The sequence below is a fragment of the Bacillus sp. FSL R5-0512 genome, from assembly GCF_038593295.1.
GTDB lineage: Bacteria > Bacillota > Bacilli > Bacillales > Bacillaceae > Bacillus > Bacillus safensis.
Genome location: NZ_CP151982.1, coordinates 579,902 through 595,758, shown reverse-complemented (window position 1 = coordinate 595,758; position 15,857 = coordinate 579,902). Strand labels below are relative to the sequence as shown.

At 45.1% G+C, this 15,857-nt stretch carries 14 protein-coding genes, 4 tRNA genes and 3 rRNA genes; 4 read left to right on the top strand and 17 right to left on the bottom strand.

Annotated elements, in window-relative coordinates; all coding sequences use genetic code 11:
* Window positions 1–28: 28 nt before the first annotated feature.
* Complete coding sequence (gene groES / locus NSQ25_RS02975) at window positions 29–313, bottom strand: co-chaperone GroES (RefSeq protein ID WP_024426730.1); 285 nt, start codon at window positions 311–313, stop codon at window positions 29–31.
* A gap of 229 nt (window positions 314–542) precedes the next feature.
* On the opposite strand from groES, the gene NSQ25_RS02970 reads away from it, so the two are divergent.
* Genes NSQ25_RS02970 through NSQ25_RS02960 form a run of 3 tightly spaced genes read left to right on the top strand, consistent with a single transcriptional unit; the run spans window position 543 to window position 2,151 of the window.
* Window positions 543–1,277: a CPBP family intramembrane glutamic endopeptidase gene (locus NSQ25_RS02970; RefSeq protein WP_024424466.1), complete on the top strand. Its 735-nt coding sequence runs from the start codon at window positions 543–545 to the stop codon at window positions 1,275–1,277.
* Window positions 1,274–1,468, top strand: coding sequence for a YdiK family protein (locus tag NSQ25_RS02965; RefSeq protein WP_003213897.1), 195 nt, complete (start codon window positions 1,274–1,276; stop codon window positions 1,466–1,468). Before NSQ25_RS02970 ends, NSQ25_RS02965 begins: the two co-directional genes overlap by 4 nt.
* A gap of 56 nt (window positions 1,469–1,524) precedes the next feature.
* Complete coding sequence (locus NSQ25_RS02960; protein WP_326136774.1) at window positions 1,525–2,151, top strand: NUDIX domain-containing protein; 627 nt, start codon at window positions 1,525–1,527, stop codon at window positions 2,149–2,151.
* 39 nt (window positions 2,152–2,190) lie between these two features.
* On the opposite strand, the gene tatC is transcribed toward NSQ25_RS02960, so the two are convergent.
* From tatC to moaC, 4 genes are read right to left on the bottom strand one after another with little or no spacing between them, the layout of a single operon-like run.
* Window positions 2,191–2,949, bottom strand: coding sequence for a twin-arginine translocase subunit TatC (tatC, locus tag NSQ25_RS02955; protein WP_098676753.1), 759 nt, complete (start codon window positions 2,947–2,949; stop codon window positions 2,191–2,193).
* Window positions 2,950–2,955: 6 nt separating this feature from the next.
* On the bottom strand, window positions 2,956–3,135 hold the full coding sequence (locus NSQ25_RS02950) for a twin-arginine translocase TatA/TatE family subunit (protein ID WP_008355689.1): 180 nt from the start codon (window positions 3,133–3,135) through the stop codon (window positions 2,956–2,958).
* A 27-nt stretch (window positions 3,136–3,162) separates the two neighbouring features.
* Window positions 3,163–3,816: a redox-sensing transcriptional repressor Rex gene (locus tag NSQ25_RS02945; protein ID WP_008355687.1), complete on the bottom strand. Its 654-nt coding sequence runs from the start codon at window positions 3,814–3,816 to the stop codon at window positions 3,163–3,165.
* Between the two features lie 15 nt (window positions 3,817–3,831).
* Window positions 3,832–4,323: a cyclic pyranopterin monophosphate synthase MoaC gene (gene moaC, locus NSQ25_RS02940; RefSeq protein WP_041115989.1), complete on the bottom strand. Its 492-nt coding sequence runs from the start codon at window positions 4,321–4,323 to the stop codon at window positions 3,832–3,834.
* A gap of 138 nt (window positions 4,324–4,461) precedes the next feature.
* On the opposite strand from moaC, the gene NSQ25_RS02935 reads away from it, so the two are divergent.
* The gene (locus NSQ25_RS02935; protein ID WP_061110551.1) at window positions 4,462–6,384 is read left to right on the top strand and encodes an ABC-F family ATP-binding cassette domain-containing protein; all 1,923 of its coding nucleotides are present in this window, start codon (window positions 4,462–4,464) and stop codon (window positions 6,382–6,384) included.
* 269 nt (window positions 6,385–6,653) lie between these two features.
* Here the strand turns inward: NSQ25_RS02935 and tsaD are convergent, their stop codons facing one another.
* The 12 genes from tsaD to NSQ25_RS02875 all read right to left on the bottom strand — a co-directional run bounded on the left by tsaD (window position 6,654) and on the right by NSQ25_RS02875 (window position 15,844).
* The gene (gene tsaD / locus NSQ25_RS02930; protein WP_061110552.1) at window positions 6,654–7,682 is read right to left on the bottom strand and encodes a tRNA (adenosine(37)-N6)-threonylcarbamoyltransferase complex transferase subunit TsaD; all 1,029 of its coding nucleotides are present in this window, start codon (window positions 7,680–7,682) and stop codon (window positions 6,654–6,656) included.
* Window positions 7,675–8,103, bottom strand: coding sequence for a ribosomal protein S18-alanine N-acetyltransferase (gene rimI / locus NSQ25_RS02925; RefSeq protein WP_024426736.1), 429 nt, complete (start codon window positions 8,101–8,103; stop codon window positions 7,675–7,677). The genes tsaD and rimI overlap by 8 nt, the downstream gene beginning before the upstream one ends.
* Window positions 8,104–8,128: 25 nt before the next feature.
* Window positions 8,129–8,818: a tRNA (adenosine(37)-N6)-threonylcarbamoyltransferase complex dimerization subunit type 1 TsaB gene (gene tsaB / locus NSQ25_RS02920; protein WP_024426737.1), complete on the bottom strand. Its 690-nt coding sequence runs from the start codon at window positions 8,816–8,818 to the stop codon at window positions 8,129–8,131.
* Window positions 8,799–9,275, bottom strand: coding sequence for a tRNA (adenosine(37)-N6)-threonylcarbamoyltransferase complex ATPase subunit type 1 TsaE (gene tsaE, locus NSQ25_RS02915; RefSeq protein ID WP_034283027.1), 477 nt, complete (start codon window positions 9,273–9,275; stop codon window positions 8,799–8,801). Before tsaE ends, tsaB begins: the two co-directional genes overlap by 20 nt.
* Before the next feature lie 13 nt (window positions 9,276–9,288).
* Window positions 9,289–10,263: a thiamine-phosphate kinase gene (thiL, locus tag NSQ25_RS02910; protein WP_252050132.1), complete on the bottom strand. Its 975-nt coding sequence runs from the start codon at window positions 10,261–10,263 to the stop codon at window positions 9,289–9,291.
* Window positions 10,264–10,536: 273 nt separating this feature from the next.
* Window positions 10,537–10,613 (bottom strand) — tRNA-Asp (locus tag NSQ25_RS02905).
* A gap of 4 nt (window positions 10,614–10,617) precedes the next feature.
* Window positions 10,618–10,694 (bottom strand) — tRNA-Met (locus tag NSQ25_RS02900).
* An 18-nt stretch (window positions 10,695–10,712) separates the two neighbouring features.
* Window positions 10,713–10,828: ribosomal RNA gene (gene rrf, locus NSQ25_RS02895) — 5S ribosomal RNA — on the bottom strand.
* A 61-nt stretch (window positions 10,829–10,889) separates the two neighbouring features.
* A 23S ribosomal RNA gene (locus NSQ25_RS02890) occupies window positions 10,890–13,820 on the bottom strand.
* 182 nt (window positions 13,821–14,002) lie between these two features.
* Window positions 14,003–15,551: ribosomal RNA gene (locus NSQ25_RS02885) — 16S ribosomal RNA — on the bottom strand.
* Together the 16S, 23S and 5S rRNA genes with 4 tRNA genes alongside form the textbook arrangement of a ribosomal RNA operon.
* A 131-nt stretch (window positions 15,552–15,682) precedes the next feature.
* Window positions 15,683–15,756, bottom strand: a tRNA-Gly gene (locus NSQ25_RS02880).
* A gap of 11 nt (window positions 15,757–15,767) precedes the next feature.
* Window positions 15,768–15,844: transfer RNA gene (locus tag NSQ25_RS02875), tRNA-Arg, on the bottom strand.
* Window positions 15,845–15,857 lie beyond the last annotated feature (13 nt).

The following is a 15,857-nucleotide window of genomic DNA, read 5'->3' as shown; positions in this document are numbered from 1 at the left end:
TAAAAATTTATCTCAATTTTTTATGTGATTAGCCAATAACAGCTAAAATGTCGCTCTCACGAAGGATTAAATATTCTTTGCCTTCATATTTCACTTCAGTGCCTGCATATTTTGAGAAGATAATGCGGTCGCCTGTGCTTACTTCTAACGCAACGCGCTCACCACTTTCAAGTACACGCCCTGAACCTGCTGCAACAATTTTACCTTCTTGCGGTTTTTCTTTTGCAGAATCCGGTAAAACAATACCGCTAGCGGTTTTTTCCTCAGATTCAACGAGTTCAATGATTACGCGATCGCCTAATGGCTTTAACATAAGAAACAACCTCCTCAATTTTTATATGTAGTCTTTTTTAGCACTCATCACCAGCGAGTGCTAACACATTTATTATAATAAAGAATGTCTTCTGCAATTTCAAGTAAAAACCTTTAAAAATTTTTACGCTTTCACGATCTTTTTTGATCTCAGATTCTTTCCTTTTCATCGAAAAAGGAGACTTGTGTTACAATAAATCTAGTTCTTTTAGTAAAGGGGTTTTCGTTACTTGAAAAAACAATATTGGTACATCATCTTAACGTATATATTGGTGCAGGTTTCTGCGTTTCCTTATGTGCTCATTATGAAGTGGCTGGGATTCATTCAATCACCGATGACTCAAACAGAGCTTTCAAAATTATCAGGAACGTGGACAATCATCAGTTTTTGTATCGGATTGATCATTATTCTGCTCATCCTTCGAACCGTCCCAAAAGCTTCACTGCGAAATGAAGCGCCAGTTTCAATCGGTTCTGCTATCGCATGGATCATTGGCGGTTTCTTTCTTTCCCTCTTTGCACAATCAATTGCGGGGGCGATTGAACAATATGCATTCGGCATTGGCCGTGAGTCAGAAAATACGCAAACCATTTTATCCATTATGGATGCCGTTCCTTGGCTTGTGATCGTCATCGCCCTGATTGGTCCAATCTTAGAGGAAATCATTTTCCGTAAAATCATCTTTGGTGTGATTTATGAAAAAACGAATTTTTTCATTGGAGCACTTGCCAGTTCAGTGGTTTTTGCTGCTGTACACTATGATTTTCCCCATATCTTGCTCTATACCGCAATGGGCTTTACCTTTGCCTTTTTATATGCGAAAACAAAACGAATCATTGTTCCAATCGGCGCTCACATGCTGATGAATTCACTTGTCGTTCTTGTGCAGATTGAGCCAGTGAAAAAAATGATTGAAGAACAATCTCAAACCATGCAAATGATTATTGGAGGCTTTTTCTCATGAGAAACCCAGTCGTATGGGGCATCATTTATTTTGCCGTAGGTGTCGCTTTCACCTATATGGCCATTCAAAACCCAGGTGACATGTGGTCATTTTACAGCATTTTGCTGATGGTGTTTGCGGCCTATAATATCAATATCGCGCTTAAAATGTTTGCCTTCTCTGTCAAACTCAAAAAACAGCAGCAAAAATAAATGAAAAACCATTTTCCGCGTTTGGAAAATGGTTTTTTTATGGAGGACGTATCTTCATGGAACATGAAAAACTTCGTATATTCAATGATCAGCATGAAACGATTGGAGCTGCCGCTCGTTCAGATGTCCACGCCCAAGGCCTTTGGCATGAAACATTTCATTTCTGGCTTCTCAAAAAGGAGCATGGCACCGTGTATCTCTATTTTCAGCTAAGAAGTCCCGCAAAAAAGGACTTTCCATCTCTTTTTGATATCACAGCAGCGGGTCACCTTCTTGCAGATGAACAGCCTTCTGATGGCTTGAGAGAGGTAGAAGAAGAGCTTGGTCTTTCTATCCCTTTTGAGGACCTCACCTTTGCAGGTGTCATACAGGATGAAATCCATATGCCTTCGTTCATTGACCGTGAGTTCTGCCATGTGTCCATTTATATGAATCAAGAAGAGCACATGGACGTTCATCTACAAAAAGAAGAAGTCGCTGGTCTGTACAGAGCAAAGCTGCTTGATGCACAGCAGCTTTTAACAGGAACATGCGAAAGAATTCGAATCGAGGGCTTTAAAGTTGATGCAAACGGAAAACGATATGAGGAAAGCATCGAAGTAGGGGTTCATAATTTTGTCCCGCATGAGCCCGCCTACTATGAGCACCTCTTTCACGCGATCAATCAATTTCTTTCACAATAGAAAAAGCATCGTGATCCCTCATTGGATCACGATGCTTTTTTATGAAACATAATGTTTTTCTTTCTCCTCTGTTTGCTGCATTTTGCGGTAGGTCACTCTTGAAATGATAATGCTCACTTCGTATAAAACGAGCATTGGCAAGGTGACCATGAGGTGAGAAACAAGCTCTGGCGGTGTAATGAGTGCGGCAATGACAAGGAGGACAAAATAGGCATACTTCCGTATTTTTGATAAAAACATCGGTGTGATGATGCCAAGTCTTGTGAGAAACATCAACACGACGGGCATCTGAAACAAAAAGCCAAATGGAAGTGTTAACTGCATCAGAAATGTAAAATACTCATGAATCCCAATGACTTGCTCTACATTTAAATCATTCGACATTCGCATCATAAAGTCGACGACAAACGGAAACAAAATAAAATAAGAGAAAGCCACACCGCTCAAAAATAAAAGCAGTGCAATCGGAATGTAAGCAAGTGTCACCTTTCTTTCTTTTTCATATAAGCCAGGACTCACAAACGCCCACAGCTGATATAAAATAACGGGACACGTCAAAACCAAAGCAATGACAAATGCGAACTGCATAAACACGTACAGTGGATCTGTAAGCTTAAATGCGTTCAGCGTGAGTGTTGCCGCTTCATCGGTATTTTGTAAATACACAATGACCGGCTTAGCGAGAAAAAAACCAGCCACCATAAAGGCGACAAAAAACATCGCAATGATCACTAAGCGTTTTCGCAGTTCCACAATATGCTCCATAAGCGGCATATCTTTGACATTCATGAAGCTCATCCTATTCTACTGATCTTCTTTTTTCTTTTTTTCTTCCTGATCATCAGCTAAGCCTTTTGTGGCATTTTTGAATTCACGTAATGTATCTCCTGCTGCTCTTCCTAATTCAGGAAGCTTTTTCGGCCCAAAAATAATGAGCGCTACAATCGCAATCAGAATCAAACTCCCAGGACCGATCGGACCCATTTGCTCCACCCCCTTTACCCCTTTTCGTCAGTCCTCCTGCGTAACAGAGTAATGCTTTAAGAAATACACAAGAGACTGAAGTTCAACCGCCAAATCTATATGATGAATTCGAATGTGTTCCGGCACATTCAATCGAGCCGGCGTAAAGTTAAGGATTCCTTTGATGCCAAGGGCAATCAAACGATCTGTAATGGATTGAGCTGCTACGGCAGGTACTGTCAAAATCGCCACAGGTATATCTCCTACCTCTTGAACATGCTCTTCAAGCTTATCCAAATCATAGACAGGCACGCCGCCTATCTCACTTCCTATTTTACTCTCATTGACGTCAAAAGCCATTGAAATTTTTGTATTATTATTTTTTATGAAATTATAGTGTAAAAAAGCAGTCCCTAAATTCCCGACACCGATGAGCATGACATTGGTCATTTCATCTTGGTCAAGGGTCTTTCTGAAGAAGGTCAAGAGATAATCGACATTATAGCCATACCCTTTCTTCCCAAGTGCACCAAAGTACGAAAAATCTCGGCGAATGGTGGCAGAATCCACTTTGACTGCATCACTAAGCTCTGCCGATGACACCCTTTGTTTTCCTGATGCATGCAGATTTTTTAAAAAACGGTAATATAGCGGCAAACGTTTGGCTGTCGCTTGTGGAATTTTTGACTGATCTATATTCATATAAGGTCCTCCAACTTAAATATCAGATGCTCTGTGAAAATCACCATTTTTCCCGCCTGTCTTTTCAATTAGATAGGTAGGACCGATGATCATGCCTTTATCAATCGCTTTACACATGTCGTAAACGGTCAGTGCACATACTGAAGCAGAAGTGAGCGCTTCCATCTCCACACCCGTACTTCCTTTTGTTTTTACCTGTACTTGTATGTTCAGGATGTGCGCATTTCCGTCTTCCTCCCAATTAAAGGAGATATCCACGCCTTTTAGTGCAAGCGGATGACACATTGGAATGATGGTAGATGTTTGCTTTGCTGCCATGATACCAGCAACCTGTGCAACCGACAGCACATCCCCTTTTCCAATTTCACGCTGCTCTATTTTATGAAACACTTCTTTTATCATACGAACACTTGAAACAGCAACGGCGGTTCTCACTGTAGACGATTTGTCACTAATGTCGACCATCTTTGCTCTTCCCTGTTCGTTAAAGTGGCTAAATTGACTCATCTTTCAACGCTCCCTCACTCAAATGATACACTATTTTTTCCTATCTGTCTTTCATTTGAATATGGCGATTGTATGTAACATTTGCCGGTTTACTGCTGATAAGCTACACTTAACATATTATAGCAGAGGTGAAGTTACATGATGATTCTACAAGTGAATCAGCTGTCCAAATCGTTTGGCGCTGATACCGTTTTAACGAATATAAAATTGGAAGTCAAAGCAAGGGATCGCATTGCCATTGTAGGTCGTAACGGCGCAGGCAAATCCACGCTTTTGAAAATCATTGCCGGTCAAATGTCTTACGAGCAAGGTGAGATCATCAAACCAAAAGACCTATCGATCGGCTATTTAGCACAGCATACCGATGTGACGTCTACACGTACGTTAAAAGACGAATTATTATCGGTTTTTGATCATTTAAAAGAGATGGAACAAGAGATGAGAACCATTGAGGAGAAAATGGCTTCCTCCACAGGTTCTGAGCTGGATGCCCTTATGAAAACCTATGACAGGCTTCAGCAGGAATTTAAAGATCAAGGCGGCTATCAATATGAAGCAGATGTCCGCTCCATTCTTCATGGACTCGGCTTTAGTCATTTTGAAGATGAGACAACCGTCCAATCCTTAAGCGGCGGCCAGAAAACCCGTCTAGCGCTTGGAAAGCTCTTATTAATGAAACCAGAACTCTTAATTTTGGATGAGCCGACCAACCATTTAGATATTGATACCTTATCATGGCTGGAGCAGTATTTGCAAAATTATACAGGTGCCATTCTCATCGTGTCCCATGACCGCTATTTCTTAGACAAAGTCGTAAACCACGTCTATGAAGTCTCAAGAACTTCGATGAAAAAGTTTGCAGGAAACTATAGTAAGTATCTTGAGCTGAAAGCAGAGCAGCTAGAGCGTGATATGAAACTCTACGAAAAGCAGCAAGAAGAGATCTCAAAGCTTCAGGATTTCGTGGATCGCAACCTGGCAAGAGCCTCGACCACAAAGCGCGCTCAAAGCAGACGCAAGCAGCTCGAACGGATGGATCGTTTAGATAAGCCTTTAGGAGACGAAAAATCCGCAAACTTTCATTTTGATATTACGAGACAAAGCGGCAATGATGTGCTGAAGGTGCATGATCTCGATATTCGTTATGATGAAAAAACACCGCTCCTATCCTCTCTTTCTTTTCAGATTAAACGAGAGGATAGTGTGGCACTCATTGGTCCTAACGGGATCGGGAAATCAACCCTTTTAAAAACGTTAACAAACACATTAACACCAGTAAAAGGCGAGATCACTTTTGGATCTCATGTCACGATCGGCTACTATGACCAAGAGCAAGCCAAACTGACATCCTCGAAAAAAGTGCTCAATGAGCTTTGGGATGATTATCCTCATATGAATGAAAAAGAAATTCGGACATGTTTAGGAAACTTCCTATTTTCCGGTGATGACGTTTTAAAGCCTGTCCATGCATTAAGCGGTGGAGAAAAAGCACGCCTTGCACTAGCAAAGCTGATGCTCCAAAAAGCCAACTTTCTTATTCTCGATGAGCCTACAAACCATCTGGACTTAGATAGTAAGGAAATTTTAGAGAATGCACTAATTGATTATCCAGGAACCATCTTATTTGTCTCGCATGATCGTTATTTTATCAATCGTCTCGCCACGAAAGTATTTGAGCTTTCGCCTACAGAAACAAGAGAATATCTCGGTGATTATGATTACTATCTTGAAAAGAAAAATGAACAACTAGAGCTGGAGGCACTTCAAGAAAATGAACCGCTTAAAATACAAGCTGCACAGCAAGCAGAAAAGGCAAAGCTTTCTTATGCGGAAGAAAAAGAGCTGAAAAAGAAAGAAAGACAAAAGCAGCGCAGAATCGAAGAAATTGAAGAACGCATTGCTGTCATTGAAGAAAAGCTCAGTGAAAATGAAAAACTTCTATGTGATCCTGAAATTTTTCAAGATCACGAGAAGGTCCAAGACATTCAAACAGAAAATGATACGCTCAATCAAGAGCTGGAATCACTTTTTGTGGAGTGGGAAGAGCTGTCAGAAGCTTAAAGAGTGCCCTAAGGGTACTCTTTTTTCTTTCAATGAAAATTTATTATCCACAACGATACCCACAATAACTTCTTGATTATTCTTAAACACTTTGGACTTATCCACTTTATCCACAGAGTTTTAATCACATATCCACAAAAAAGATCATTTTTATACACACTCTCTTCATTTTAAAACAAAATTTTCTAACAATTGTGGATATATAACGTTTGCATGTGAATAAATCGCTTTCATAGAAAATAAAAAACCCCTGTAATCCACAGGAGTTTTCATTCATATGAGACTAGTGATAACCCTGGCTGGCCATTCATCGTCATATCGCCTCTGATTCCTTTTTCAAATGCAACGGTTCCAGCAGCAGCGATCATGGCTGCATTGTCTGTACAAAGAGATAATGGCGGAATAATGACCTTCACGTCTGGCAGCTTCGTAAATGCTGAGGTTAAAGCTTCTCTTAGTCCTTTATTAGCAGCGACTCCTCCAGCTAGAACAACTTGCTTCACACCATAGGCTTCTGCTGCTTTCAATGTTTTCCCAACAAGCACCTCAATGACGCTTGCTTGAAAACTTGCGGCCAAATTCTCTGGGGCAATCGTTTCACCCTTTTGTGACGCATTGTGTAAGGTGTTGATCACAGCTGATTTTAAACCACTGAAGCTAAAGTGATAGGACCCTTCTTCAAGCCATGCACGAGGAAGCTTAATTGTCGGCTCCCCTTCATGCGCTAACCGATCAATGTGAGGTCCTCCTGGATACGGGAGACCCATCGTCCGGGCCACTTTATCGTACGCTTCTCCAGCTGCATCATCTAATGTTTCTCCGATGACCTCAAAAGATCCGTGCTTCTTCATTAAAACAAGCTCAGTATGTCCGCCAGAGACAACAAGAGCTAAACACGGAAACTCCAATTCATCAACAAGCTGGTTTGCATAAATATGCCCTGCAATATGATGAACACCTACAAGAGGAATTTGATGGGCAAAGCTCAGTGCCTTTGCTGCATTGACACCAATCAGCAGAGCACCGACGAGGCCAGGTCCTTCTGTGACAGCAATCGCATCTAAATCCTTAAAGCTCATACCCGCCTGTGCCATTACTTCTTCTAATACGATAGTGATCTGCTCCACATGATGCCTTGAAGCAATTTCGGGTACAACACCGCCAAATCGTTTATGACTGTCTATTTGCGAGGCCACCACATTCGCCACGATTTCCTTTCCATTTTTGACAATGGACGCAGCTGTTTCATCGCAGCTTGTTTCTATACCTAATATAAATCGATCTGTTTGTTCACTCATTTATATTCACCCACATGACTAATGCATCTTCTCCATTATCCGTATAATAATTCTTTCGAATAGAAGCTGGTCTGAAACCGAGTTTTTCATAGAGGGATTGTGCTGGTGTATTCGAAACCCGTACCTCTAAAGAAAGATGATCTGTCTTTTTTTCTTTGCAAAATTCCATGACATATCGAAGCAATGCTTCCCCGTAGCCTTTTCCTCTATGCTCAGGGAGAATCGCAATGTTCGTAATTTGTGCATCGTCCATGACAATCCAGACCCCGCAATACCCAACAGGCTTCTTATCTTCTTCAATGAGGAAATAATGACTGTATTGGTTATGGAGAATCTCATACACAAACGATTCCTTTTTCCAGGGTGCTGTAAACGAATGCACTTCAATCGTATACACCTCTGGAATGTCTGCTACTGTCATTTGTCGAATCTCTGCTAGGTTAAGATTATTTTTGTCCTTCAAGCCATTTCACTTCCGCTTCTGCCAAACGAATATAGTTAGGAACAAGCTGATGGACATCTTCAGCAGGACGATCTGCGCCTAAAAATGCAAGCACTGCAGGTCTTGGGTTATGAAATGTCCCCTCTGCCAGCACAGCCGTTTCTCCTAAAATGGAGCGAATGCTCTCTTCATGAAGGTGTACATCTTGTCCAAGAAATAGAACAGGCTTTCCTGTCTGCTTCAGTTCATGAAGCCAATCCGTGAGCAGGATATTTTGATCTGGTTCTACCTCTTTGATCTTACCCTTTTCAAACATATATAGTCCGGTATAAACTTGGCCTCTTCTCGCATCAAATAGAGGTGAGATATATCCATCAAAATATTGGCCATTTGCCGCAAGTGTTTCTAAACTCGAAACAGCTGATATCGGGATAGACAGCGTCCACGCAAGTGTTTTTGCGATGGTAACACCGATTCTGACGCCAGTGTAAGAACCAGGTCCTTTTGCTACAACGATTTTGCTTAGTTCGCTTGGTGATACACCACATTCTTTCATCAATGCTTCAACAGTAGGCATCGCTCGGACGGAATGGTTCTTTTTTAAATACGTAATGCTCTCGCCAATCACAGTGAAATCTCTTACAAGAGCAATTCCTAGTGTATGGTTTGATGTATCAATGGCCAGTATGGTCAAATTCTTTCATCTCCTTACAAAGGGTCTCATAACGCTCCCCTTTTGCATCAAACGTGAGATGCCGTTCTTCTTCACGTTCTGTTCTCAGCATTTCTATTTTTAAATAGGAAGAAGGCAATTGAGGCTCAATAAGATGTGCCCATTCAACCAAGCATATACCTTCACCCTCAAAATATTCTTCGAGTCCGATCTCTTCATCTGCATCTTCCATGCGATACACGTCCATATGATAAAGTGGCAGTCTGCCATCGGTATATTCTTTAATAATTGTAAAGGTGGGGCTGTTGACGATACGGGTAATTCCTAAGCCTTCCGCAAAACCTTTTGAAAAAGTGGTTTTGCCTGCACCTAAATCTCCTTCTAATGTCAATACATCGCCTGGCATCACAAGTTTGGCCAAAGCAGCGGCAATTCGTTTCGTCTCATCCGCACCTTTTGTCGTCCATGTTAATTTCACCGGTGATGTCACCTCATTTCTTAAAATGATTATATCCTTTTTTCATTAACATTGTTTGTTGATCATTGTCTTTTAACATAACACTGGCTGCTTGATCATCTTTGACTTGTCCAATACGTGTGATCTGAATGCCTTCTTTTTGACATTGCGATTCAAAGCTTTCCCAATCAGATTCTGGTATCGTACCAGTCAAAACAAAATCTTCTCCCCCAAACAAAACCCATTCAAGCCAGTCTTTGCGGAGCACCTGTAGATCTGGATGAATTGGAAGCTTATCAGCTTCTATCTCGATCATCACACAGCTCGCTTCGGCTATTTCATTCAACTCACTCGCTAGTCCATCACTCACATCATTCAAGGTCACACGCGGGAAACTTGAACAAATGTGTCCAGCAGCAATATGAGGCTGAGGCATTTTATGACGCTTAAGAAAAAAATCAGTATCGACCGCCTTAGAAGAGGCTGCTTTGTTTAAGATTGATAACCCAGCAGCTGATGAACCGAGTTCACCTGTGACAAAGACAACGTCTCCAGTCTGCGCACTGTGACGATAACAAGCTTTTCCCTTTGAAACCTCACCAATCACCGTCACGGTAATGACAAAGTCACTGCGGGTGGCCACTGTATCTCCACCAATCAAATCCATATGATAAGAGTCAGCCAACGCTTTCATTCCCTCGTAAAGTTCCGTGACGATTGTCTCATCACCATGAGGCGGGATCGCAATTGAAACAAGATAATACTTTGGGGTCCCTCCCATTGCAGCGATATCACTGACATTGACTGCCACTGCCTTAAAGCCAACTTCAAATGGTGTGGAAAAGTCAAAACGAAAATGAACATGCTCCACCATTGTATCAACACAAACGACCTCTTCACAATGTGAATGAGGTTGATAAACACTTGCATCATCACCGATGCCCATGATCAAAGAGCGCTGATATGTATCTTTTGGTGTGATTCGGCGAATAAGATCAAATTCATCCATAAAAAGACAGCCCCTTCTTGCAATCAATTGGTTAAGTAGACATGAGGTCAAACACAGTTAGTATTAGTGTAGCGAATATAAGTCTCAGTTCCAACTAAAAATGATATAAAGAAAGCCTGGTGTGAAAAAACCAGGCTGAGTTGAGGGAATCTATCTATTCTTTCTTATAGTGTAGCCAAACACAAATCATTTCATTGCAACTTGGGCACTTGTAGAAAGAAAAAGACATAAAAAAAAACGAAACTATACGTTTTCGTTTACAAGTCATAAAAATGGCGGTCCGGACGGGACTCGAACCCGCGACCTCCTGCGTGACAGGCAGGCATTCTAACCAACTGAACTACCGGACCATTTTGGTTGCGGGGGCAGGATTTGAACCTGCGACCTTCGGGTTATGAGCCCGACGAGCTACCGAACTGCTCCACCCCGCGATGATATAAAGATAACAAGCTTGGCGGCGTCCTACTCTCACAGGGGGAAACCCCCAACTACCATCGGCGCTGAAGAGCTTAACTTCCGTGTTCGGTATGGGAACGGGTGTGACCTCTTCGCTATCGCCACCAAACCTGATGGAGAGAATGTTCTCTCAAAACTAGATAACAATGTTCATGCTTCACATTAGAATATAGGTTAAGTCCTCGATCTATTAGTATCTGTCAGCTCCACGTGTCACCACGCTTCCACCTCAGACCTATCAACCTGATCATCTTTCAGGGATCTTACTTCCTTGCGGAATGGGAAATCTCATCTTGAGGGGGGCTTCATGCTTAGATGCTTTCAGCACTTATCCCGTCCGCACATAGCTACCCAGCGATGCCCTTGGCAGAACAACTGGTACACCAGCGGTGCGTCCATCCCGGTCCTCTCGTACTAAGGACAGCTCCTCTCAAATTTCCTGCGCCCGCGACGGATAGGGACCGAACTGTCTCACGACGTTCTGAACCCAGCTCGCGTACCGCTTTAATGGGCGAACAGCCCAACCCTTGGGACCGACTACAGCCCCAGGATGCGATGAGCCGACATCGAGGTGCCAAACCTCCCCGTCGATGTGGACTCTTGGGGGAGATAAGCCTGTTATCCCCGGGGTAGCTTTTATCCGTTGAGCGATGGCCCTTCCATGCGGAACCACCGGATCACTAAGCCCGACTTTCGTCCCTGCTCGACTTGTAGGTCTCGCAGTCAAGCTCCCTTGTGCCTTTACACTCTGCGAATGATTTCCAACCATTCTGAGGGAACCTTTGGGCGCCTCCGTTACATTTTAGGAGGCGACCGCCCCAGTCAAACTGCCCACCTGACACTGTCTCCCTGCCCGATAAGGGCAGCGGGTTAGAAGGTCAATACAGCCAGGGTAGTATCCCACCGATGCCTCCACCGAAGCTAGCGCTCCGGTTTCCAAGGCTCCTACCTATCCTGTACAAGCTGTACCAACATTCAATATCAGGCTGCAGTAAAGCTCCACGGGGTCTTTCCGTCCTGTCGCGGGTAACCTGCATCTTCACAGGTACTATAATTTCACCGAGTCTCTCGTTGAGACAGTGCCCAGATCGTTGCGCCTTTCGTGCGGGTCGGAACTTACCCGACAAGGAATTTCGCTACCTTAGGACCGTTATAGTTACGGCCGCCGTTTACTGGGGCTTCAATTCGCACCTTCGCTTACGCTAAGCGCTCCTCTTAACCTTCCAGCACCGGGCAGGCGTCAGCCCCTATACTTCGCCTTACGGCTTCGCAGAGACCTGTGTTTTTGCTAAACAGTCGCCTGGGCCTATTCACTGCGGCTTCTCGGGGCTTTAACACCCTAAGAAGCACCCCTTCTCCCGAAGTTACGGGGTCATTTTGCCGAGTTCCTTAACGAGAGTTCTCTCGATCACCTTAGGATTCTCTCCTCGCCTACCTGTGTCGGTTTGCGGTACGGGCACCTCTCACCTCGCTAGAGGCTTTTCTTGGCAGTGTGGAATCAGGAACTTCGCTACTAAATTTCGCTCGCCATCACAGCTCAGCCTTTACGGGAAACGGATTTGCCTATTTCCCAGCCTAACTGCTTGGACGCGGATATCCAATACCGCGCTTACCCTATCCTCCTGCGTCCCCCCATTGCTCAAATGGTGAGGAGGTGGTACAGGAATATCAACCTGTTGTCCATCGCCTACGCCTTTCGGCCTCGGCTTAGGTCCCGACTAACCCTGAGCGGACGAGCCTTCCTCAGGAAACCTTAGGCATTCGGTGGACGGGATTCTCACCCGTCTTTCGCTACTCATACCGGCATTCTCACTTCTAAGCGCTCCACCAGTCCTTCCGGTCTGGCTTCACAGCCCTTAGAACGCTCTCCTACCACTGTTCGTAAGAACAGTCCGCAGCTTCGGTGATACGTTTAGCCCCGGTACATTTTCGGCGCAGAGTCACTCGACCAGTGAGCTATTACGCACTCTTTAAATGGTGGCTGCTTCTAAGCCAACATCCTGGTTGTCTAAGCAACTCCACATCCTTTTCCACTTAACGTATACTTTGGGACCTTAGCTGGCGGTCTGGGCTGTTTCCCTTTCGACTACGGATCTTATCACTCGCAGTCTGACTCCCAAGGATAAGTCATCGGCATTCGGAGTTTGACTGAATTCGGTAACCCGGTAGGGGCCCCTAGTCCAATCAGTGCTCTACCTCCGAGACTCTTACCTTGAGGCTAGCCCTAAAGCTATTTCGGAGAGAACCAGCTATCTCCAGGTTCGATTGGCATTTCACCCCTACCCACACCTCATCCCCGCACTTTTCAACGTGCGTGGGTTCGGGCCTCCATTCAGTGTTACCTGAACTTCACCCTGGACATGGGTAGATCACCTGGTTTCGGGTCTACGACCACGTACTCATGCGCCCTATTCAGACTCGCTTTCGCTGCGGCTCCGCATCTTCTGCTTAACCTTGCACGGGATCGTAACTCGCCGGTTCATTCTACAAAAGGCACGCCATCACCCGTTAACGGGCTCTGACTACTTGTAGGCACACGGTTTCAGGATCTATTTCACTCCCCTTCCGGGGTGCTTTTCACCTTTCCCTCACGGTACTGGTTCACTATCGGTCACTAGGGAGTATTTAGCCTTGGGAGATGGTCCTCCCGGATTCCGACGGAATTTCACGTGTTCCGCCGTACTCAGGATCCACTCTGGAGAGAACAATATTTCAGTTACAGGGCTGTTACCTTCTTTGGCGGGCCTTTCCAGACCTCTTCGCTTATATCATTCCTTTGTAACTCCGTATAGAGTGTCCTACAACCCCAAGAGGCAAGCCTCTTGGTTTGGGCTGTTCCCGTTTCGCTCGCCGCTACTCAGGGAATCGCATTTGCTTTCTCTTCCTCCGGGTACTTAGATGTTTCAGTTCCCCGGGTATGCCTTCTCATACTCTATGTATTCAAGTATGGATACTACTCCATTACGAGCAGTGGGTTTCCCCATTCGGAAATCTCCGGATCAAAGCTTGCTTACAGCTCCCCGAAGCATATCGGTGTTCGTCCCGTCCTTCATCGGCTCCTAGTGCCAAGGCATCCACCGTGCGCCCTTTCTAACTTAACCATTTCTTACTTTAGAAAGAATCACTATGTGTGATGAACTTTGCATTGCATTCAATGTGAATGTATTACTTATTGTTATCTAGTTTTCAAAGAACAATCCTGTCTCGCTAGAGACATGTTTTGAAGGAATGATCCTTCAAAACTAAACAAGACGAAAACGTACGCTGCTCCATATATCCTTAGAAAGGAGGTGATCCAGCCGCACCTTCCGATACGGCTACCTTGTTACGACTTCACCCCAATCATCTGCCCCACCTTCGGCGGCTGGCTCCATAAAGGTTACCTCACCGACTTCGGGTGTTGCAAACTCTCGTGGTGTGACGGGCGGTGTGTACAAGGCCCGGGAACGTATTCACCGCGGCATGCTGATCCGCGATTACTAGCGATTCCAGCTTCACGCAGTCGAGTTGCAGACTGCGATCCGAACTGAGAACAGATTTATGGGATTGGCTAAACCTTGCGGTCTTGCAGCCCTTTGTTCTGTCCATTGTAGCACGTGTGTAGCCCAGGTCATAAGGGGCATGATGATTTGACGTCATCCCCACCTTCCTCCGGTTTGTCACCGGCAGTCACCTTAGAGTGCCCAACTGAATGCTGGCAACTAAGATCAAGGGTTGCGCTCGTTGCGGGACTTAACCCAACATCTCACGACACGAGCTGACGACAACCATGCACCACCTGTCACTCTGTCCCCGAAGGGAAAGCCCTATCTCTAGGGTTGTCAGAGGATGTCAAGACCTGGTAAGGTTCTTCGCGTTGCTTCGAATTAAACCACATGCTCCACCGCTTGTGCGGGCCCCCGTCAATTCCTTTGAGTTTCAGTCTTGCGACCGTACTCCCCAGGCGGAGTGCTTAATGCGTTAGCTGCAGCACTAAGGGGCGGAAACCCCCTAACACTTAGCACTCATCGTTTACGGCGTGGACTACCAGGGTATCTAATCCTGTTCGCTCCCCACGCTTTCGCTCCTCAGCGTCAGTTACAGACCAGAGAGTCGCCTTCGCCACTGGTGTTCCTCCACATCTCTACGCATTTCACCGCTACACGTGGAATTCCACTCTCCTCTTCTGCACTCAAGTTTCCCAGTTTCCAATGACCCTCCCCGGTTGAGCCGGGGGCTTTCACATCAGACTTAAGAAACCGCCTGCGAGCCCTTTACGCCCAATAATTCCGGACAACGCTTGCCACCTACGTATTACCGCGGCTGCTGGCACGTAGTTAGCCGTGGCTTTCTGGTTAGGTACCGTCAAGGTGCGAGCAGTTACTCTCGCACTTGTTCTTCCCTAACAACAGAGCTTTACGATCCGAAAACCTTCATCACTCACGCGGCGTTGCTCCGTCAGACTTTCGTCCATTGCGGAAGATTCCCTACTGCTGCCTCCCGTAGGAGTCTGGGCCGTGTCTCAGTCCCAGTGTGGCCGATCACCCTCTCAGGTCGGCTACGCATCGTCGCCTTGGTGAGCCATTACCCCACCAACTAGCTAATGCGCCGCGGGTCCATCTGTAAGTGACAGCCGAAACCGTCTTTCATCCTTGAACCATGCGGTTCAAGGAACTATCCGGTATTAGCTCCGGTTTCCCGGAGTTATCCCAGTCTTACAGGCAGGTTACCCACGTGTTACTCACCCGTCCGCCGCTAACATCCGGGAGCAAGCTCCCTTCTGTCCGCTCGACTTGCATGTATTAGGCACGCCGCCAGCGTTCGTCCTGAGCCAGGATCAAACTCTCCGAAAAAGTACAAAACCGAAGTTTTGCTTTTCGCCAGTTTGACTGACTACCTATGAAATTTCATAGGATTTTTTTATAAAAACTCGAATTAACAGGTACGTTTTGTCTTGTTTAGTTTTCAAAGATCATGTTCAAAGTGGAGCGGGTGATGAGAATCGAACTCACGACATCAGCTTGGAAGGCTGAGGTTTTACCACTAAACTACACCCGCGTGGTTTGTATTGGCGCGCCCGAGAGGAGTCGAACCCCTAACCTTTTGATCCGTAGTCAAACGCTCTATCCAATTGAGCTACGGGCGCTTAATCAGGCGAC